The organism is Flavobacterium sp. 9 (assembly GCF_002754195.1).
In the GTDB taxonomy this organism is placed as follows: Bacteria; Bacteroidota; Bacteroidia; order Flavobacteriales; family Flavobacteriaceae; genus Flavobacterium.
In genome coordinates this window covers 4,885,785-4,908,505 of record NZ_PEEU01000001.1, presented here as the reverse complement: position 1 = coordinate 4,908,505, position 22,721 = coordinate 4,885,785, and the positions used below count along the sequence as shown (strand labels likewise).

The 22,721-nt window shown below is 34.6% G+C and carries 12 protein-coding genes; 8 read left to right on the top strand and 4 right to left on the bottom strand.

Annotated features, from left to right (window positions below; translation table 11 throughout):
- Positions 1–198 precede the first annotated feature (198 nt).
- From CLU81_RS20430 to CLU81_RS20405, 6 genes are all read left to right on the top strand, one after another.
- Positions 199–3,294 carry a DUF5107 domain-containing protein gene (locus tag CLU81_RS20430; protein ID WP_099711485.1) on the top strand — a complete coding sequence of 1,032 codons (3,096 nt, stop codon included), beginning with the start codon at positions 199–201 and terminating at the stop codon, positions 3,292–3,294.
- Positions 3,295–3,358: 64 nt separating this feature from the next.
- A complete protein-coding gene (locus tag CLU81_RS20425) occupies positions 3,359–4,924 on the top strand; it encodes a M60 family metallopeptidase (protein WP_099711484.1) in 1,566 nt (521 codons plus the stop codon).
- A 63-nt stretch (positions 4,925–4,987) separates the two neighbouring features.
- The gene (locus tag CLU81_RS20420) at positions 4,988–7,168 is read left to right on the top strand and encodes a M1 family metallopeptidase (protein ID WP_099712821.1); all 2,181 of its coding nucleotides are present in this window, start codon (positions 4,988–4,990) and stop codon (positions 7,166–7,168) included.
- A 1,155-nt stretch (positions 7,169–8,323) separates the two neighbouring features.
- Positions 8,324–9,646 (top strand): DUF3472 domain-containing protein, encoded by a 1,323-nt coding sequence (locus CLU81_RS20415; protein WP_099711483.1) that lies wholly within the window; start codon positions 8,324–8,326, stop codon positions 9,644–9,646.
- Between the two features lie 82 nt (positions 9,647–9,728).
- Entirely contained in the window at positions 9,729–11,054 is a 1,326-nt protein-coding gene (locus tag CLU81_RS20410; RefSeq protein WP_233209783.1) for a Gfo/Idh/MocA family protein, read from the top strand.
- Positions 11,055–11,147: 93 nt separating this feature from the next.
- Positions 11,148–13,007: a beta-galactosidase family protein gene (locus tag CLU81_RS20405; RefSeq protein ID WP_099711482.1), complete on the top strand. Its 1,860-nt coding sequence runs from the start codon at positions 11,148–11,150 to the stop codon at positions 13,005–13,007.
- Positions 13,008–13,244: 237 nt separating this feature from the next.
- Here CLU81_RS20405 and CLU81_RS20400 read toward each other — a convergent pair whose 3' ends face one another.
- The 4 genes from CLU81_RS20400 to guaA form a co-directional block, all read right to left on the bottom strand.
- Positions 13,245–13,646 carry an OsmC family protein gene (locus tag CLU81_RS20400; protein WP_099711481.1) on the bottom strand — a complete coding sequence of 134 codons (402 nt, stop codon included), beginning with the start codon at positions 13,644–13,646 and terminating at the stop codon, positions 13,245–13,247.
- Positions 13,646–15,778: a LysM peptidoglycan-binding domain-containing protein gene (locus CLU81_RS20395; RefSeq protein ID WP_099711480.1), complete on the bottom strand. Its 2,133-nt coding sequence runs from the start codon at positions 15,776–15,778 to the stop codon at positions 13,646–13,648. Before CLU81_RS20395 ends, CLU81_RS20400 begins: the two co-directional genes overlap by 1 nt.
- A 94-nt stretch (positions 15,779–15,872) precedes the next feature.
- Positions 15,873–17,789 (bottom strand): LysM peptidoglycan-binding domain-containing protein, encoded by a 1,917-nt coding sequence (locus CLU81_RS20390; protein ID WP_099711479.1) that lies wholly within the window; start codon positions 17,787–17,789, stop codon positions 15,873–15,875.
- Positions 17,790–17,850: 61 nt separating this feature from the next.
- A complete protein-coding gene (gene guaA / locus CLU81_RS20385; protein ID WP_099711478.1) occupies positions 17,851–19,380 on the bottom strand; it encodes a glutamine-hydrolyzing GMP synthase in 1,530 nt (509 codons plus the stop codon).
- Positions 19,381–19,627: 247 nt separating this feature from the next.
- Between guaA and CLU81_RS20380 the strand changes: the two genes are divergently transcribed.
- A complete protein-coding gene (locus CLU81_RS20380; RefSeq protein ID WP_099711477.1) occupies positions 19,628–20,155 on the top strand; it encodes a hypothetical protein in 528 nt (175 codons plus the stop codon).
- 722 nt (positions 20,156–20,877) lie between these two features.
- Entirely contained in the window at positions 20,878–22,614 is a 1,737-nt protein-coding gene (locus CLU81_RS20375) for a thiamine pyrophosphate-dependent enzyme (protein WP_099711476.1), read from the top strand.
- Positions 22,615–22,721: the final 107 nt, after the last annotated feature.

Here is a 22,721-nt window from a genome sequence, read left to right as displayed (position 1 = left end):
GTGCCGTAGGTACGCAACAAAACGATAACTATTGCGTACCTACGGCACGCTAAATCTATTCCGATTCATGTTTTTTTTACCAACCTTTAGTGCCTAACGGCACATTTTAAAAAAAACTATACCAATTAATACAGATTAATCATTGAAATCTTTTTTAATCTGTGGCAAAACCAAATAACCACAAAAAACCAGCTTCATATGAAACTTAAACCTTTCTTATCAATTCTACTTTTTGGAAGCCTGTTTGTCAACGCACAAAATAAACCCACTATAAAAGAATACAAAAAAGTATTCACGACCTATCCGTTTTCAGATCCCGATCCAATTCCTAAACCAGATACAAAAGTGTATCCGTATTTTCGTTTTGATGGTTTTACAGACAAAGCAATTCAAAAAGAATGGAAAGTTATTGAGCTTGAAAATGATTATATCAAACTAATGATTCTGCCTGAAATTGGTGGAAAAGTTTGGTCGGCAATAGAAAAATCAACCGGAAAAGACTTTGTTTACAACAATCATGTAATCAAATTTAGAGATATTGCCATGCGCGGTCCATGGACAAGCGGCGGTGTTGAAGGTAATTACGGAATCATCGGGCATACGCCAAATTGCGCCACTCCTGTTGATTATACAACGATAACAAGACCTGACGGAAGCGTTAGTTGCGTTATTGGAGTTTTGGATTTATTGACCCGTACTTCATGGAAATTAGACATCAATTTGCCAAAAGACAAAGCTTATTTTACAACAAATTCGTTTTGGTTTAACGCAACAGATGCAGAACAACCTTATTATACCTGGATGAATACCGGTATAAAAGCATCAGAAAATTTGCAATTTATTTATCCCGGACAAAGTTATATTGGTCATAACGGAGAACATAATTCGTGGCCAATTGATAAAGAAAATGGCAAAGATTTATCTTTCTATAAAAACAATAATTTTGGCGGTTACAAATCGTATCATGTTTTTGGGAAATACGATGATTTCTTTGGAGGATATTATCATGACGAAGATTTTGGAATGGGACGATACGGAAATCACGATGACAAACCAGGCAAAAAAATATGGATTTGGGGATTGTCGCAACAAGGAATGATTTGGGAAAAATTACTAACAGATACTGACGGTCAATATGTAGAAGTTCAAAGCGGAAGATTATTCAATCAAGCCAGCGAAGGCAGTAATTTGACACCATTTAAACAGCGCTCTTTTGCGCCTTATCAAACAGATTCATGGACAGAATATTGGTTTCCGGTAAAACAGACAAAAGGTTTTGTAAAAGCCAATAATTATGGAGCCGTCAATGTAAAAAACGAAAATGGCTGGTTGAAAATCTATCTTTCTCCACTTCAAAAACTAAACGAAAAATTAGAAGTTTTTGACAACAATAAAAAAATCTATTCTAAAGATATTTCGGTAAACACTCTACAAGTTTTCAAAGATTCAATTCAGATTTCGGTTGATGAAAATAAACTACGACTTACGCTTGGCGAAAATAAATTAGTTTGGAATTCAGCGCCCGAAGATGGTAATTTGGCTCGACCGTTAGAAGTTCCTAAAGATTTTGACAACAATTCGGTTTACGGATTATATCTTCAGGGAAAAAATTATATCAGCTTTAAAGATTACGTAAAAGCAGAAGAAAATCTAAATGCATGTTTGAAAAAAGATCCAAACTACGCTCCTGCCCTTTCTGATTTAGCCTCTTTGCAAATTAGAAAATTACAATATAAAGAAGCCGTAATTTCGGCAAGTAAAGCCTTAGCAATAGATACTTATAATCCTGCGGCAAATTATTACTACGGAATTGCAAATCTGCATTTAGGAAATATAACCGATGCAAAAGACGGTTTTGATATTGCCGCTTCAAGCGTAGAATTTCGCAGCGCCGCTTATACCACTTTAAGTAAAATTTACTTTAGTGAAAACGATCAATCAAAAGCGATTGAATACGCCGAGAAAAGTTTGCTAAACAATCAATATAATCTTGAAGGTTTACAAGTTCTGGCAGTACTTTATCGTCTGCAAAATAATTCCGCGAAAGCGAATGAAATCTTAAATAAAATAAATACCGTTGATCCGTTAAATCATTTTGCAGATTTTGAACGATTCCTTTTGGATAATTCAGAAGCTTCAAAACAGCATTTCACTTCGCTTATACAAAATGAAATGCCGGAACAAACCTATCTTGAATTAGGAATTTGGTATCAGCATCTGGGCCGCAAGGACGAAGCGCTAAAAGTTTTTTCACTTGCGGTTCCAAGTGCTGAGATCCTATATTGGAAAGCATTTCTCGAAGGAAAATCCGTTGATTTAAGTAAAATTCAACCGGGAATCAGCTTTCCTTTTAGAGGAGAAACAGCAATAATTCTGGAGAAATTGATTCCAACAAACGATCAATGGCAATTAAAATATCATCTGGCTTTAATTGAATGGAATCGTGATAATCTTTCGAAAGCAAAAGAATTATTTACACAGTGTGGTACAAAACCAAATGATCCAGCTTTTTATGCCGCAAAAGCATCTTTGTTCAAAGACGATTCTAATCTTGTAATTGCAAGCCTTCAGCAAGCTTTGAAATTAGACAATCAAGGTTGGAGATATCATAAATTATTGACAGAACATTACATCAGTCAAAAGCAATATGATAAAGCATTAGCAATTGCAGAACCGTTTTATAAAAAACATACAGACAATTATTTAATGGGAATGTTGTACGGAAAAACATTATTGCTCAACAAAAAATATGTTGCTGCAGATGCTTTCCTGACCAAATTAGAAATCCTTCCGTTTGAAGGTGCAACTGCAGGAAGACAATTGTATCATGAAGCAAAATTGATGCAGGCTCTAGCCGAAATGAAAAACAAGCAATACAAAAAAGCTTTACAATTTATTGCCGATGCAAAACTGTTTCCGGAAAATCTGGGCGTAGGAAAACCTTATGATGTTGATATTGACGAAAGACTTGAAAATTGGTTGGATTATCAATGTTACACAAGTCTTGGCAATAGCGAAAAAGCAAAACAATCTTTACAGAAAATCACCGCTTTTAATCCGAAAATTGATAATACGGTTATGAATTTCTTACCGGCAAATCAATTGGTTTCTGCTTGGGCGATCGAGAAAACTTCATCGGCAAATGAAGCAGAAAAGTGGTTAAAAAGTCAGGCAAATTTATATCCGACAAATAAAATTGTACAATGGACATTGTTAGTTTATACTAAAAAACAATCTGATATTTTGACTGCTGACGAAAAAGACGGCGAAGTTAGAATCATCGAAAAATTATAAAAAGCAACTGAATATAGAATCGATTACGAACTAAATTAACTATAACTAATAAAAACCAACACGAATGAAACAACTTGTTTTACTTTGCATTTTATTTTTCCTTTCAAAAGGTAATGGTTACGCACAAAATTCTATAGACTCAATTCCTATAAAAGAAGATTTAGCTTTTTTTAAAGATAATTTAGCCACGAAATTAAAAAAGAACATAAAACAACAAGAATTAGATAAGATTAAAAATAAGGAAATTCATGATGCAGCCCTACAAATGCTTAAAGGTGAATATGATTTCAATTATAGATTAGCTACTTACAACGCTTATTTATCGCCAACAGCTTTAGGAAAAAAATTATCTATTGGTGATGGATATAGTAAATATGAAAACATTACGGGTATTTATTTACCCTTGGGAAAACACGTAATTCTGGTAGATAATATTGCTAAAAATAAAACTGTCGATTTAGTTATTCCAAATTGGAACAGACAACCGCCTGCAGGAATGGAACCTGATAAAGATCCTAATTGGGGAATTGAAAAGAAAACATATCCGTTAAAAAATGGCGTAAACATTATAGATGTAAAAGACTTTGGTGGATTGGCTTACATCAATTATTATTCTGAAGAACCTAAAAAGGAAAACGCAATTAAAATTCACTTTATTGATGCCGAAATAAATGGATATTTTGATTCAGGAAAACAAAAAAATGAAGATTGGAATAAACTTCTGGACAACAGTATTTATCCAATGATAGATGCCCGAGGAAAATATATTCAAACCATTTATCCTAAAGCAGATTTAAAAAAATATGCTTACAATAAAGGTGTGGAATTATTAAATTGTTATGACACTTTGATCCATCGCCAACATCGCCTTATGGGATTAATTAAATATAATCTTGTCCCAAACAATAGGATTTTGGCTCGTGTAAACTACAATTATTATATGTTTAGAGACGAAGACGGAATCGCTTATATGGGCGGAAAATCTGGTTATGCATTAGGAATGGTACTTGATCCGGCAAAAGTAATCGCTGGAGATCCAGCATGGGGATTTAGCCACGAAACCGGTCATGTGCATCAACTAACACCTTATTTTAGTTGGGCAGGACTTTGTGAAGTAAGCAATAATGTTTTCACAATGTATGTCATCAAATCATTAGGGATTAAATCTCGTCTTTTAGAAGGTAACTACTATGATTCTGCAAGAAAAAAAGTTATCGAAACAAAAGAAAGTTATTTAAAAGTGGGTGGAAGTTTTGAACCGCTTGTGCCTTTTTGGCAACTGCAATTGTACTTCGAAAAAGCAGGCAAAAATCCTGATTTTTATCCTGACCTTTTTGAAGCCTTTAGAAAACAAGCCAACGCATTTGATAAACTAAAAAAAGTAAAAGCAGATGAAAACCCGGCTGTTTATCAACTCAATTTTATAAAAACGGCATGTGAAGTCAGTAAAGTTGATTTAACCGATTTTTTTGATGCGTACGGATTCTTTTATGTAGGCAATTTCGATGGAGATTGTTATGGTGCATATCACTATAATATGACCGAAAAAATGGTAACGGATTGCAAAAAAGAAATAAAATCGAAAAATTATCCTAAACCAGTTTTAGATATTACTACCTTGATTGATTAATTTTCGAATCAAAAATTGAAATTTTTAAAATATATTTATCCCAATTATTATAAAACCAAAAAAATGAATAACAAATTTCTAAAATATACTGTTTTAAGCTTAGTTACTTTGGCTTGTCAGAATATTGAGGCACAAAATGCTGACCAAAATAAAGACGAAGCATCGACTTACAGAGTTACCGCACTAAAAGTTCACGATTTAATGCATACAAAACTCGATGTTTCATTTGATTATGGAAAACGCTATTTAAACGGAAAAGCGTGGCTTACTTTAAAACCTCATTTTTACGAAACTGATGCTCTTACGCTTGACGCGAAAGGAATGGAGTTTAAAGAAATTGCTATAGTTCAAGGTGCTAAAAAAACGCCTTTGAAATATACATATGACAACGAACAGGTTTTTATTACGCTGGACAGAAAGTATAAAAGCACTGAAAAATACGTCGTTTACATCGATTATATCGCTAAACCTGATCAATTAAAAGTAAAAGGAAGTAACGCAATTACAGATGCTAAAGGTTTGTATTTCATAAATCCTGACGGAAAAGACGACAAACCAATTCAGATTTGGACACAAGGAGAAACTGAAGCTTCTTCGGCTTGGTTTCCAACAATTGACAAACCAAATCAGAAAACAACTTCTGAAATTGCAATGACCGTAGAGTCAAAATATGTGACTTTATCAAACGGAAAATTGACAGCACAAAAAGCCAACAAAAATGGTACTCGTACAGATACCTGGAAAATGGATTTACCACATTCTCCGTATTTATTTATGATGGCTGTTGGAGATTTTAAAATTTACAAAGACACTTATAACGGCAAAGAAGTTAGTTATTATCTGGAGCCAAAATATGCGCCTTATGCCAAACAAATCTTTGGAAAAACTCCGGATATGATGAAGTTTTACGGCAAAACTTTAGGTGTAGAATATCCTTGGGTAAAATATGCTCAGGTTGTTGCCAGAGATTACGTTTCAGGCGCAATGGAAAATACATCGGCAACTTTGCACGGTGAATATGTACAAAAAACAGAAAGAGAATTATTAGACGATAATCAGGAAAGTACAATTGCTCACGAACTTTTTCACCAATGGTTTGGAGATTATGTAACAGCTGAATCGTGGTCAAACTTGACAATGAACGAATCTTTTGCCACTTTTGGAGAAGTAATCTGGCACGGTCACGATGCCGGACAAGACGCAGAAGACAGATCTCGTTATGAGAAATTACAAAACTGTTTACGTTCTTCAAAAGATGGTATTAGCCCGCCTTTGGCACGTTTTTATTACAAAGACAAAGAAGATATGTTTGACAATATCAGCTATTCAAAAGGTTCGATTATATTGTATGCGGCAAAAAATCAAATGGGAGACGAAGCGTTTTTCAAATCATTAAACCGCTATTTAACTACAAATGCTTACAAATCCGGAGAAACACACCAATTGCGTTTAGCGATGGAAGAAGTTACCGGAAAAGACTGGAGTCCATACTTTAACCAATGGTATTATCAAGGAGGAAATCCTATTTTGAATGTTGAATACGGATATGCAGACGGAAAAGCTACAATTGCAGTAAAACAAACACAAGCAAGTTCGACTCAAACTTTTAGTTTACCATTAAAAGTAGATTTTTATGTAAACGGAACTAAAATCAGAAAAGACATTTTGATCGACCAAAGAGAGCAAAATTTCAGTTTTGATGTTCCCGCGCAACCTACTTTTGTAGATCTTGATCCTGATAAAATTTTAGTTGGTCAGGTAATCGAGAACAAAAAAGTATCAGATTATTTGTTCCAATACAAAAATGTTCCAACATATTACAATAGAATTGAAGCTATAAAATTTGCAAGCAAAGAGAAAAGCCATGATGCACAACTTATACTTTTGGCAGGTTTAGAAGATCAACAAGACGACTTGCGTGTAATGAGTATAAAAGCAATTGATTTGACAGATTCTCAAATTAAAGATGCAGCAATTAAAACTTTGCTTAACCTTGCAAAAAATGATAAAAAGACTATTGTAAGAACTGCTGCACTTGTAAAATTGGCCAGAACAGGCGATGCTTCTTATAAAGGATTAATGGAGGAAAGCATTAAAAACCAATCTTATAATGTGATCGCAGGCGGAATTTCTGGTTTATCTAAATATGCTCCAGATGAAGCTGACAAAGCCTTATCGACATTAGATGATGATACTAAACAACATGTAGCGCCTTTAGTCAAAAGATTAAACAGTCAAAAATAAAACGCAGTTATAAATAGTTAAAAAACATGATTTTATAATTAGTAATTTTTAAATATTATGTCTTTTTGAAGACCTCTCTGATTTACTTTATTAGAGAGGTTATTTCAGAAATTATAACTAAAAAATATTCCTAAACCCGACAAGTTTTTAAAAACCTGTCGGGTTTTCTGCATTATGAAATACGCTTGTCTTTCCATATTTTTTGTCATTTCGATTTCTATGATAAACGATTTTTTTTCAGGAGCTAATCCCGCTATCCGTTACAATCTTTTGTGGCTCCCGAAGCCTCGGGACCGCCACAAAAGGATTTCCACTTCTATCGGGGCTAAAAAACACCAAGTTTGTCATTTCGACGGAGGAGAAATCACACTAGCAGATCGACAAAGATTGGCGATTTAATTGAGGAGCTTTTTTAAAGATTCAAAGTTACAAAGGTTTCATCGTAGAGGCGCACAGCAGTGCGTCTTTCGTTCAGTATGTTTTTTTAATGCGGATATTCTTTGCGCGAGACGCACTGCTGTGCGCCTCTACAGAATTTGGAAATGAATATATTATTAATCTTATGTGTATTTAATTCTGTCATTTCGATCCCGAGGCTTCGGGATCGAAATGACAATAGCAGATCGACAAAGATTGGTCTTTGCGAGGAACGAAGCAATCTCATTTGCAGAATTTAAGTAGTGATTTTTGTTAGTGTGGTTGCTTCGTTCCTCGCAATGACAATATTGTGGTTATGTGTGTGCAAATTAAACCCGACAGTCCCGAAACCTCGGGATAAAAACCTGTCGGGTTTATCATTTTATATCGTTTTGTCTTTATCAAAAAACAACGTTTTTCAGTTTAAATTACGTCAGCCCTTATAAAATGTGCTCGAGAACACAAAATTAGTGTGTTCGAGCACATTTTTTATGTTTTTTCTTGGTTAATCAAAATATATTCGATAGTTTCGTTAAACAATAAAAAGTCATCAGACGTTTATTTGTTATAATTTTATTCATAAACCAATGATTATCAAGTTTATAAATAAAGTTAAAGTTTTTTAAGCCAATATAATTTCATTAAAAACCACAATTTATTTAGGTTTTTGTTTTTTGAAACCTCTCTAATCTGGTTCATTAGAGAGGTAATTCAAAAAAGGAACTAAACATCATTCAAATGAAAAACATATTTTACTTATTTCTTGCTTCAGCATTGGTTTCTTTTTCTCCTGTAAAAGGTAATATACCTTCAATTGAAAAAAACAAAATAGAAAATCCGAAAACCAAAATTTCGCTTCCACTTGCCGGAAACGCTTTTAGTTCTAAACATATCGACGGAAGCACAACAATTACAGAAAATGGGATAGAAAACTGGACAGACTCTAAAGAAGTTTTTACGGCTTATTTTAGAATTTATAAAGCGGGAACTTTTCAAATTACCGTAGAAGAATCTGTTGAAGTTTTTGGAAAATCAGAATTGGAATTTTCGATTAACGGAATTTCTAAAAAAGTAAAATTCGACACTACAAAAAAAGCAATAACCGTTGGAAGCTGGACAATCAGCAAAGAAGGTTATGTTGCCGTTAAAATAAAAGGAATTAGTAAAACAGGAAGTCAATTTCCGTCCCTGAATCGCTTGACGATTTCGAGTGAAGATTACGATGGCAAAATTTCTTATGTTCCAAATAATGAAGGTAATTTTTATCATTGGGGACGCCGCGGACCATCTGTACACTTAAATTATCAGATTCCGGAAACTACAAACGCCGAATGGTATTATAACGAAGTTACGGTTCCTGAAAATGAAGATAAAATAGGTTCGTATTTCATGGCAAATGGTTTTGGCGAAGGCTATTTTGGAATTCAGGTAAACTCAGCTACAGAACGAAGAATTTTATTCTCAGTCTGGAGTCCGTTTGAGACAGATGATCCGAAAAGTATTCCGGAAACGCAAAAAATTAAAATGCTAAAAAAAGGCGAAAACGTTCATACAGGTGAATTTGGAAGTGAAGGTTCTGGCGGTCAGAGTTATTTGAAATACAATTGGAAAGCCGGAACAACTTATAAATTCTTGCTTCACGGAATTCCTCAAAACAATAACAGCACCAATTACACCGCGTATTTTTTTGCTCCCGAATTGAAAAAATGGATTTTAATTGCGAGTTTCAACCGTCCGCAAACCAATACTTACTTAAAAAGATTTCATTCGTTTTTAGAAAATTTTGTTCCTGAACAAGGCGATTTATCATGCAAAGTTTTATTCAATAATCAATGGATATGTGATGATAAAGGAAATTGGTCAGAAATTAATTCGGTACGTTTTACAACAGATAATACCGGTACAAAAGAATACAGAATGGATTTTGCCGGCGGACTTGAAAAGGGTTCTTTCTATCTAAAAGACGGCGGATTCTTTAACGATTATACAACACCTAAAACCATTTTTACCAGACCATTAAACAATAAAAAACCAGAAATCGATTTTAGCAAATTACCTTAATAAATTGATTTCAAAACCAAAATTAACTATGAAAACCAGATTTTTAAAATTTACATTAGTCGCTTTTATTTTATTTGGAGGAATGATTGCATCGGCTCAAATGATTAAAACCAAAACGCCTTCACGTCCAAAAGATCAACAAGATGTTTTGCGTTTGGCTACAGACCCCATTCCAACTGTTCGCGTTGCTTTTATCGGACTTGGAATGCGCGGTCCGGGAGCAGTCGAGCGTATGACACATATTCCGGGAGTCGAAATTGTGGCGCTTTGTGATATGTTAGAAAAAAATACACAATCGGCAAATGAAATTTTGACTAAAGCAGGACTTCCAAAAGCACAAGAATTTTTTGGAGACGAAAACGCCTGGAGAAAAGTTACCGCTTTACCAAATGTTGATTTAGTTTACGTTGCCACAGATTGGAAACATCATGCCTTAATTGGTGTTCAGGCAATGAAAGACGGAAAACACGTTGCTATAGAAGTTCCCGGAGCTTTAACAATGAAAGAAATTTGGGATTTAATTGATACTTCTGAGAAAACCAGAAAACATTGTATGCAGCTTGAAAATTGCGTTTATGATTTCTTCGAATTAACGACATTAAACATGGCGCAACAAGGTTTATTTGGCGAAATTCTTCACGCCGAAGGATCTTATATCCACGGTTTACAACCTTTTTGGGGCGAATACTGGAACAACTGGAGAATGGATTACAACATCAAACATCGTGGTGATGTTTATGCTACACACGGAATGGGTCCCGCTTGTCAGGCTTTGAATATTCACCGTGGTGACAAAATGAATTTCTTGGTTTCTATGGATACAAAAGCGGTTGGAAATCCTGCTTATATCAAAGAAAAATCTGGTGTAGAAATTAAAGATTTTAGAAATGGAGATCACACAATGACAATGATTCGTACTGAAAACGGAAAAACAATTCAAATTCAGCATGATGTAACTTCTCCTCGTCCGTATAGCAGAATGTATCAATTAAGTGGTACAAAAGGTTTTGCAAACAAATATCCGTTAGAAGGTTATGCTTTAGACGGTGCAGCATTAGGTGATGACGTAAAACCAAATCACGAAAAATTAAGCGCACATTCATTTGTTCCTGAAGAAGTTAAAAAAGCTTTGATGGAAAAATACAAACATCCAATTGTAAAAAATATCGAAGAGCAAGCCAAAAAAGTAGGCGGTCATGGCGGAATGGATTTCGTTATGGATTATCGTTTGATTCACTGTTTGCAAAAAGGACTTCCGCTTGATATGGATGTTTATGATCTTGCCGAATGGTCTTGTCTTGGTCCTTTGACAGAAATTTCCCTTGATAAAGGTTCTGTTCCGGTAGAAATTCCCGATTTTACTCGTGGCGGATGGAAAAAATTACAAAAATTAGAGTTTTCAGAATAAATATTTTTATATTGGTTAGTTGAAAAGGAAGCAGGAGAGCAAGTCATGGTGCTCTCTTGCTCATTTAATTACATTTCAAAATGAAAAATTAAAATGAAAAAAATATACTTTATACTTCTATTTTCAATCTTCACGATTTCGATTACTTCAGCCCAAAAAAAGCAAACTTTCGCTATTAGCGAAGGGAATTTTTTATTGAACGGAAAACCAGTTCAAATTCATTCCGGAGAAATGCATTATTCTCGTATTCCGCAACCTTATTGGCGTCACCGTTTAAAAATGATGAAAGCTATGGGATTAAATGCTGTTGCAACTTATGTATTCTGGAATTATCATGAAATCGCTCCGGGAGTTTGGGATTTTAAAACCGGAAATAAAAACTTAGCTGAATATATTAAAACAGCGCAAGAAGAAGGTTTATTCGTAATCTTGCGTCCAGGTCCATATGTTTGTGCCGAATGGGAATTTGGCGGTTATCCGTGGTTTTTACAAAACGTTCCAAATATGGTTATTCGCGGAAACAACAAAGAATATTTGGCTGCGACAAAAGCTTATTTTACTGAATTATACAAACAAGTCAAAGATTTGCAAATTACCAAAGGCGGTCCAATTATTATGGTTCAGGGCGAAAACGAATTTGGTTCTTATGTAGCGCAACGCAAAGATATTCCGCTTGACGAACATAAAAAATACAGTGCAGCCGTATTTCAACAATTAAAAGATATTGGTTTTGAAGTTCCGTTTTTTACCTCAGACGGAAGTTGGTTGTTTGAAGGAGGCGCTTTACCAGGTGCATTACCAACTGCAAATGGCGAAAGTGATATCACTAAACTAAAAAAAGTAGTCGATCAATTCAACAATGGAAAAGGTCCTTATATGGTTGCCGAATTTTATCCGGGTTGGCTAGATCATTGGGCAGAACCTTTCCCGACGCAAACTCCGGAAGAAACTGCTCAACTAACAAAAAAATATCTGGACAATCAGGTTTCTTTCAATTATTATATGGTTCATGGCGGAACTAATTTTGGTTTTACATCGGGCGCAAATTATGACAAAGAACACGATATTCAGCCTGATATGACTTCTTATGATTATGATGCTCCAATTAGTGAAGCTGGTTGGGCAACGCCAAAATATAATGCTTTAAGAGAATTACTAAAAACAAAGGAAACTCCAGCAGTTCCGGAGAAAATGCCTGTAATTACAATTCCGAATATAGCGCTGACAAAAATCGTTGATCTTGCCGATGTAAAATCTAAAATCACGCCCGTTATAAACGATAATCCGCAAACATTTGAACAATTAAATCAAGGTGACGGTTATGTTTGGTACAGCAAAAGATTTACGCAGCCAATAAGCGGAAAATTGGAATTAAACGGATTACGTGATTATGCAATCGTCTATGTAAACGGAAAAAAAGTTGCTGAGTTAAACCGTTATTATAATAAATACGATTGCGAAATCGAAGTTCCTTTTAATGCAACTTTAGACATTTTAGTCGAAAACATGGGACGTATTAATTATGGTTCTCAAATTAACGCTAATAATAAAGGAATCATAAGTCCAGTTATTATAAACGGTGAAACAATTACCGGAGATTGGAAAATGTATCAATTACCAATGTCGCAGGAACCAAATCTGGAAGCTTATAAAAATTCAGGTAAAATAAATCGTCCTACTTTATATCAGGGAACTTTTGAGCTTAGTAAAACCGGAGACACTTTTCTGGATATGCGCGATTTTGGCAAAGGAATCGTTTTTGTAAACGGAATCAATATTGGACGTTATTGGAGCGTTGGTCCGCAACAAACTTTATACTTGCCAGGTTGTTGGCTTAAAAAAGGTAAAAACAGCATTATGATTTTCGAACAAAAAAATGAAGTGATGCAAAAAGAAGTGAAAACTATAAGTACGCCAATTCTGGAAGATTTAAAGCCGGAGAAGGGACAATAAATTAAGCTTTTACAAAACAAAATTAATCTCGCAAAGACGCAAAGGCGCAAAGGTTTTGTCATTTCGACGAAGGAGAAATCTTCGCAAGTAACTCCGCAACGAAAATCTAATCTTTGTCGAGCTTCTCGCGAAGATTTCTCCTTCGTCGAAATGACAATATTGTGTTTAAATTTGCGCAAAGAACAAAAAAAAGCCACCCGATTATCGGATGGCTTTTTTGTTTTATTAATTTCGAAATTACTTCCAGTTAAAAGTAATTCGTTTATCAATTTCTGAACTCAAACTCAAGAATACCGGGCAAGTCATTCCGGCACGTTCAAGAATTGTTCTGCTTTTTTCGTCTTCAACACCTTGCATATCAAAAACAATTTCGATTGCTCCAATTCTTCTTGGTTCAGCATTCATAATTTTAGTTACTTCGGCAGTTGAGCCAACGAAATTCACATTCAAATCGCGTGCTTTGATTCCCATAATAGTCATCATGCAGCTTGCCAAAGCATTGGCAACAGTATCTGTTGGAGAAAAAGCTTCACCTTTTCCGTTATTATCAAGTGGTGCATCAGAAATAATTTCGCTTCCTGATTGTACATGAATTGAGCTTGTTCTTAAATCGCCTAAATAGGTTACTTTTGATGTCATTAATTTGCTACTTTTAAAGTTAAATCGCTATCGTAATATAAAATGTAAACACCTTTGTTTGCGTGTCCGCCATCTTCTTTTTTATAAAATTGAAACTTATTATCAACTTGTTCCGTTGTCATTAAATCTGCTGTTTCCTGATATGTTTTTCCTTGTACCAAACGCATCATCGCATCAAAAGTAACATCAAATCCGCGAGTTGCATAAGTATTTGGGTTTACTTTATTTTTCAATCTATATTGTTTTTCGAAAATTAAAACTCCCGCTTCATCGCTTTCACGAGTTACAGAAGGATACATTAATTTTAGTTTTACCAAATTATCAAAACTAATTTCATCTGTATCAAGTGTGCTGTTTGGCTCTAAAATCACCAATTGAACCTGACATGTTTTTTGAGCATCAAGCAATGCTTTAATAGTAGTTTTAACCATTGCAGTATTACCCGTTTCCATCACGACATAATTCATTCGGTTTGGCAATAATGAGCTTTTTAAATTAGCAACATCCAAACCGCCAGTTTCTGTCAAGGCAGCAAATACAACCCCTTTTTGGTTTTGTTTGATGTAATTAATCACAGATTCTTTTTTCTTATCTACAACCGCAACGATATTTCCATTTTTAGAACGCATATAGTCAAAAATGGCATTTCTAACAACGTCATTCGATGGAATTGTCTGATATAAATTTTCAATTGGATTCGCCGAATCTTTTGATAATGGTGAAATCACAGGAACTTCGTAAGAACGCAATGCATTTGCTGTAGCTTCGGCATTACTTTGATAAAATGGTCCGATCACAGCATTTGCATCCTGCAATTTATTTTGAGCAATTAAACTTGCAATATTCGAAGAACTTTTAGTTTCCTGAGAATCATAAATCGAAACATCAATTGGCAATTTCAACGTTTTAGCTGAATCTATTGCCATCATAGCTCCCGAATAAAAATCAAGAGTCATATTAAGGAACTTGTCATTTTTGATTCTGTTAGCCGTACTTGTAGTATCATATTGCATTTTTGCCAGATTAAATGGCAATAACAAAACTAATTTTTTACGTTCATTCTGACCTCTTTTTTTAGTCAACTCTACTACTTCTGGATTTGCAGAAACAGTTTCAGATTTCACTTTATCTACTATTTTAATACCAGCAGTACTTTCAGTTGATTTGTCAATCGCTACTTCAGTTGCTTTTTCAGTTGGTTTTTCAGCAGGTTTTTCCTGAGGAATAATTGGTTGTGGCGCTAAATATCCAGCAGGAACTTTTAGAACCATTCCTTCTTTTACACCTTCAGAAAGTGCAGGATTTAATTGCGTTAACTCTTCTTGCGAGATATGAAAAGTTCTTCCTAAACTATAAAAAGTCTCTTTAGGTTTTACCTGATATTCCATATAAGAAGTTGCTTTTTTAGAAGTCTCTGCCCCTTTTTTAGTTTCAACTGGTTTTGCAACATTTGTAACTGTTTGAGCAGGAGTTTCCGTTTTTGGAGCTGTTCCTTTTATAGTAACACGATATCCAACAGGCAAACTTGAAACGATTTCAGGATTGCGTTTTTCCAGATCTTCAACTGTTGTATTGTATTTTTTTGCAATCGAAAACTTAGTTTCTTTTGCTACAACATCATGATATACATACTTTTCCTGTGCAACAGATTTTACAGTTTTATTAGCTGCAGCTGAAGTAGTTGTAGCCGCTGTTTTTGCTGTTGATCCTTTTGCAGGAATTACCAATGTTTGTCCAATTTGCAAACCATCTTTTACTAAAAAAGGATTTGCTGCTTTTAAAGCTTCATCGGTAATATCATATTTTTTTTCAATCCCAAATAAGGTTTCTTTAGGCTGTACCTCGTGCGTAGTTGGATTCTTACCCGCAGTTTTTTTAACTGCTTTTTCTTCTGTTTTAGCAACAGAAGTTTTTGCACCATTTGTTGGAATTAACAAAACCGTATTTGGTTTTACTCCATTTCTGGCATCCGGATTTAGTGCATAAATATCGTAAGGCGTAACCTTAAATTTTACGGCAATCTGGTTTATCGATTCTCCACTTGAAACCGTGTATTTAACTACCTTTTCTTGGGAAAAAGCATTACACGTAACAAAAAAAACCAGAGACAATAATGTTGAATAATATTTCATAATAGGGCTTAAAACAATTTAATTTCTAATTCAAAAACAAGTTACTAATTTCTCTTTAAAACAAGATTCTTGCCACTTGTTAATTTTGCGCTAATTATTGTCTAAGATCAATTTCTAACTTAGCAATAACGATCTCTTTATATAACTCAACTTCTTCTTTTTTCTTGCATTGATAGAGCACTTCTTCCATATTTTCGAACTTATCCGAATAAACATAATACGAAAGACTGTTGATATTAAAGAAGAAACTAGCGTTAAAATCACCAGAATCAATGAGTTTCATAATGAGCTTATCTCTTAGCGTCGCGTCTGTAAATATACCTAAAACTAAGTAATAGCCGTTTGAAACTTCTTTAAGATTATCAAAAACTTCAACCTTTATTGTTTTGTCATTTTTAAGAGGATTTTCCTTTAATTCCTGCTTCATTTCTTCCAGCGAAATTGTTTTTGCAGCTTCGGCGGAAGCATTTTTACTTTGATTTTTAACCGCTTGATCCTGATACTTTTTCAATTTTACCAAAGCTAGTTTATCATCAAATTTTCTGGCTTCCATACTATAAAACGAAGCTTTACTAATATGACGCTTTACTTCAATTTTTTTCTGAGTATCTAAGGAATCTATTTTTGCAATCAAAAGCTGATTTTGTGCATCACCTTGCTCCTGCTCTATTTTATAACGTTTAATTTCTTCTAATGAAAGTCGTTGTTGTAAAGAAGTTGAAGCAGTATTTTTCTCGCTTTCGCGGATTTTCTTCTTGTATTCCTGATTTTCTTCAACAGCAATTCTTTCTACTTTATTCATTAATCCGGCGTAAGCTTTTCGGTTTTCAGCTAATTCTTTCTTTAGTTGAGAAGATAATTCACTTGTTTTTCCGATGCTTTCATACGATTGTTTTTCCAGACGTTTTGATTGGTCGATATTCAAAACATCCATTCGTTTTAAATCGATCAAATCATTGTTCATTGTATTAACTAATGAATCTAATTTTGCCATTAAAATATCCTGCACATTTTTATTGGCTTCCAGAACCAAACGTAATTTCTCAACTGAATTTTCTTTGGAACCATTCATATCATTTAGATTAACTTTAAGATCATTAATCTTTATAATCTTCTGATTCATTTCTTTCTGAACCACCAATCTGTCTTTTAGATCATCAATTTCAACCGTTTTGGCTTTTCCTTTTTCGACCACAACTTGTTTTTCGGCAAGAGCCAACATCAATTCTTCACTTTCATTTGTGGGTTTAACTTCTTTGGTATTAATGGCTAATTTATTGCCAACAATTAATCCGTTTACAATTTCAGGATTTTGAGATTCTAACTGATCGATTGAAATTCCGTATTTTTTGGCAATCGAGAATTTGGTTTCCTTTGGCTCGACCACATGAAAAATAGTTTCCTGATTAATTACACGAACTCTTCCGTCTAAAGTTTTTCGTTTGTTTGGAATTACAATCGTCTGACCAATTTGCAAACCATTTTGAAGAATATCTTTATTTTGATTTTCTAAATCCTGTACAGAAACATTGTATTGTCTCGCAATGCTAAACAAAGATTCTTTGGCTACAACCTGATGTGTCACTTTTGACGAAGCTGTACTTTCTGTTTTGGAAATATTTGCAGGGTTCTGCGGAATAATTAATTCCTGACCAATCTGAAGTCCGTTGGCAAGAATTGGATTTGCATTTTGTAGCGCTTCTACAGAAACATTGTATTGTTTCGACAAGCCAAAAAGCGTTTCTTTTGCTCCAACAATATGAGTAATTTGTTGGTTAGGATTTTGTTTTTCTTCACCGTGAACAGGAATCCTGATAATCTGATTGTCTTTGATTCCGTTTTGTGCTTCGGGGTTGAGTTTGTAAATTTCGTCAATCGAAACCTTATATTTTTGGGCGATAAAATAAGCGGTTTCTCCTTTTTGAATTTTGTGTTCAATAATTGAATCTTGCGCAGTTATTTTGTTAAAAGACAAAATAAACACAAGAGAAATCGTTAAAAACTCTCTCATAATTAGTAGGTTTAAAAAATTAAGGCATTACAAATGTAACGCCTTAATTTGAAAAACAATACTATTCCCACTCAATTGTTGCAGGTGGTTTTGAGCTTATGTCGTAAACCACACGGTTCACGCCTTTTACTTTATTTATAATGTCATTTGACACTTTCATCAAGAAATCATACGGTAAATGAACCCAGTCAGCAGTCATACCATCTGTTGATTCTACGGCTCTAAGCGCTACTACTTTTTCGTATGTACGCTCATCTCCCATTACACCAACACTGTTTACCGGAAGCAAAATTGCTCCAGCTTGCCAAACTTTGTCATATAATCCCCAAGATTTTAATCCGTCGATGAAAACAGCGTCAACATCTTGCAAAATCTGAACTTTCTCAGGAGTAATATCTCCTAAAATTCTGATTGATAATCCTGGCCCCGGGAAAGGGTGTCTTCCTAATAATTCAGGATCTATTCCTAAAGTAGCTCCAACTCTACGAACTTCGTCTTTAAACAACATTCTAAGTGGTTCTACAATTTTTAATTTCATATAATCCGGCAATCCACCTACATTATGGTGAGATTTAATTGTTGCCGATGGTCCTTTTACCGAAACTGATTCGATTACGTCAGGATAAATAGTTCCTTGCGCCAACCATTTTACGTCTTCGATTAAGTGTGATTCATCATCAAAAACTTCGATAAATACACGACCAATTGTTTTACGTTTTGTTTCAGGATCACTGATTCCGGCTAACTCGCCAAGGAAACGATCTCCTGCATCTACTCCTTTTACGTTCAATCCCATTCCTTTGTATTGATCTAATACATTTTGGAATTCGTTTTTACGAAGTAAACCGTTATTTACGAAAATACAGTATAAGTTTTTTCCAATTGCCTGGTGTAATAAAACTGCCGCTACAGTAGAATCTACTCCGCCTGACAATCCTAAAACTACTTTATCATTTCCTACTTTCTCTTTCAATTCTGCCACCATTTCTTCTACGAAAGCATTTGGTGTAAAATTTTGAGGAACTTCAGCAATGTCTACTAAAAAGTTTTTCAGCATTTTTGATCCATCTGTAGAATGGAAAACTTCTGGGTGATACTGAATTGCATAAGTTGTTTCGCCTTCAATTTTGTAAGCTGCATATTCTACGTCATGCGTGCTTGCTAATTTTACAGCATTTGTTGGCAAAGCTTTGATACTATCGCTATGGCTCATCCAAACCTGACTGTTTTCTGAAACTCCATTAAAGAAAACTTCGTTCTCCTTAATATAAGATAAATTAGCTCTACCATATTCTCTGGTGTTCGAAGCTGCTACTTCACCTCCACTAAAATGTGCTAAGTATTGTGCTCCGTAACAAACTGCCAACATTGGAAGCTTGCCTCGAATTTGAGATAAATCAGGATGTGGAGCATCTTCTGCACGAACAGAAAATGGGCTTCCTCCTAAAATTACGGCTTTATAAGGTGATAAATCACTAGGAAAGTGATTGTAAGGGAAAATTTCGCAGAATATATTTAATTCGCGAACTCTACGCGCAATAAGCTGTGTATATTGCGATCCGAAATCTAAAATAAGTACGTTGTGTTGCATGCGCAAAAATACTTTTTATATTCCAAAATGAAAAATGGATTTTTATTTTTTTTCTATATAGGTTCTAAGTTTCTAAGTTACTAAGCTTCTAAGGTGTTGGATCGTCAAAAAAAACTTAGTTACTTAGCACCTTAGAAACTTAGTACCTTCAAAAAAAAACTTTGTTCCTTTGAACCTTTGTAACTTTGAACCTCAAAAGAAAAAATCCACTCTTCAAAAAAATCCGTATTTAGAGAAAACCCATTTTATGAAATCAAAATCAATTGCCCTTATTCTTTTTTTAGCTGTATTTTTAAATTCTTGTAGTGCGGTCGACGACTTATTGACTTTTACAATTTCGAATCAAGCTTCGATTCAGATAAAAAGTACTTTTCCAATCAATTTGCCGTCAGAAATTATTACGCCTGACGTTACTACAAATTCATCAGCTGAATTTGCAAACAACAAAACCAAAGCTAGTTTGGTGAAAGATGTAAAACTGAAATCGCTTAAATTGACGATCACAAATCCGGCAGATAAAACCTTTACGTTTTTAAAATCGATTCACTTGTTTATTTCAACTACCGATTCTGATGAAATAGAATTGGCTTATCAAGACAATATCAACGAAACAACGAATATGATCGATTTAATTTGTACCGATAAAAAATTAGACCAATATATTAAATCCGATAAATATAAAATCAGAACTCAGGTTACCTTAAAAGAAACACTTACGAAAGATGTAACTGTTAAGGCAGATATGAAGTTTAAAGTGACTGCGGATCCGTTTTAAAAAAGGTTCTGAGGTTCTGAGTTGCTAAGGTTCTAAGTTAAAAAACTAGAATTTTCGATTCTTAAAAAACAAAGGTTCAAAGGTATATGAAGTGTAAAAACTTTGTTCCTTTGAACCTTTTTTCTGTCTTTCCCCAAAAAGAAAACCTTAGTCCCGAAACCCAATCTTATCAAGTTAAGGAAAAATCCAATGGAACAATTTGTTAAGGATAATATCTCATCACTTTTTTTGTTCCATCGGAACATTTCATTGGTAGTTCAATAAATACGGCATTTTTTCACGTTCCGTTGGAACGTTTGATTTTATAAATAATATTTGGTAAAAACATATGCAGATTACATATACAATTTATCAAACGTCCCAATGGGACGATGTTTCTCACGATGCATTTTTTTTTCTACCAATGAGGTGTTCCGATGGAACAGAATCTAAGATATATTAACTTAATGGCATTGCCCGAAGCCTCGGAATAGTAGCTTAGAATCTCAGAACCTTCAAAAAAAACCTTTGTCCCTTTGAACCTTTGTCCCTTTGAACCTTTGTCCCTTTGAACCTTTGTCCCTTTGAACCTCAAAAAAAAAGATTTTTTTTACTAAATTTATAAACCCATACCAAAAACCGCTTTTACATCATAACCAGTGTATCTTAAAATGTAATTATTAAGAAAGTAAACTATAACCAATGTTTATACTATCTGAATATTAATTTTAAAAATATAATCCATGAGTAAAATAGTTGCAGAACAATTAGTTGAAATGTTGGTAGAAGCCGGAGTAAAACGCGTTTATGCGGTGACTGGCGATAGTTTAAATTATTTTAATGATGCGATACGCAGAAACGGAAAAATAAAATGGATTCATGTTAGGCATGAAGAAGTTGGAGCCTACGCCGCTGCTGCCGAAGCCGAATTGGACGGTTTTGCTGTTTGTGCCGGAAGTTGCGGTCCCGGACACGTGCATTTAATTAATGGTTTGTATGATGCACATCGTTCACAAGTGCCTTTATTAGCAATTGCATCTACAATTAATACGGGCGAAATGGGAATGGATTATTTCCAGGAAACCAATACTCTTAAGCTTTTCGACGATTGCAGTTGTTACAATCAGATGATTATGACGGCGGAGCAAGCGCCCCGAATTATACAAACTGCTATTCAGCATGCTTTAGGCAAAAAAGGTGTTGCCGTGATTGGTTTACCGGGTGATGTTTCGGAATTAAAAGCGGTTGAAAGCAATATTTCTACTCAGTTTTTTCACTGTAATCCTGTAATCAGACCTTCAGATCAGGAATTACAACATTTAGCAAAGGCTATAAACGAAAGTTCCAAAATCACTTTATTCTGCGGAATTGGCGCCGAAAAAGCACACGATCAGGTCGTACAATTATCTCAACATATAAAAGCTCCTGTAGGATATTCTTTTAGAGGAAAAATGAGTATTCAGCCCAATAATCCTAATGAAATAGGAATGACAGGTTTACTCGGACAACCTTCGGCATATCATAGTATGCACGAATCACATTTAGTTTTATTGCTGGGAACAGATTTTCCGTATGATAAATTCATGCCTACAGACAATAAAATTATCCAGATTGATACAAGTTCTGAACGTTTAGGCCGAAGAGCCAATCTTTATATGGGATTATGTGGCGATGTAGCCGATACAATTGAAGCTTTATTGCCGCTTCTGGAAACCAAAACGGATGATAGTTTTCTACAAGCGCAACTTAAATCATACGCCAGTGTAAAAGAAAACATGAATACTTATATTGATGATAATGGCGGCGAAGACACAATTCAGCCGGAATATGTGGCGCATATTATTGATAAATTGGCCAATAAAGACGCCATTTTTACGGTTGATACCGGAATGACTTGTGTTTGGGGCGCTCGTTTTATTAAAGGAACGGGAGAACGAAAAATGCTAGGTTCTTTTAATCACGGATCAATGGCAAATGCAATGCCAATGGCGATTGGAGCAGCACTTGCACATCCTGAAAAACAAGTTATCGCAATGTGTGGCGATGGCGGATTATCGATGCTTTTGGGAGATTTAGCTACTATAAATCAATATAATATTCCCGTCAAAATTATTGTTTTTAATAATCGTGCTTTGGGAATGGTAAAACTCGAAATGGAAGTTAACGGTTTACCCGATAACGAAACCGATATGGTAAATCCTGACTTTGGTTTGATTGCACAGGCGATGGGTTTTCAAGGTATAAATGTTCACAAACCCGAAGAAGTTGAAACCGCAATTGAAAATGCATTTCGACATAATGGTCCCGTTTTACTGAATATTTTTACGAATCCGAATGCGCTTGCAATGCCACCAACAGTCGAATGGAAACAAGTAATTGGTATGACAAAATCAATGACCAGATTAATGCTTGGCGGCAAAATGGAAGAAGTTATAGATACTATTAAATCAAATTACAAACATCTAAAAGAAGGTATCTAAACACGAATTGCACGAATTAACACTAATTCTTTCGTGCAATTAATTTCACAGAATAAGCTAAACTTTAAAATCTGTGCTAATTCGTGCAATTCGTGTTCGTTTACTTT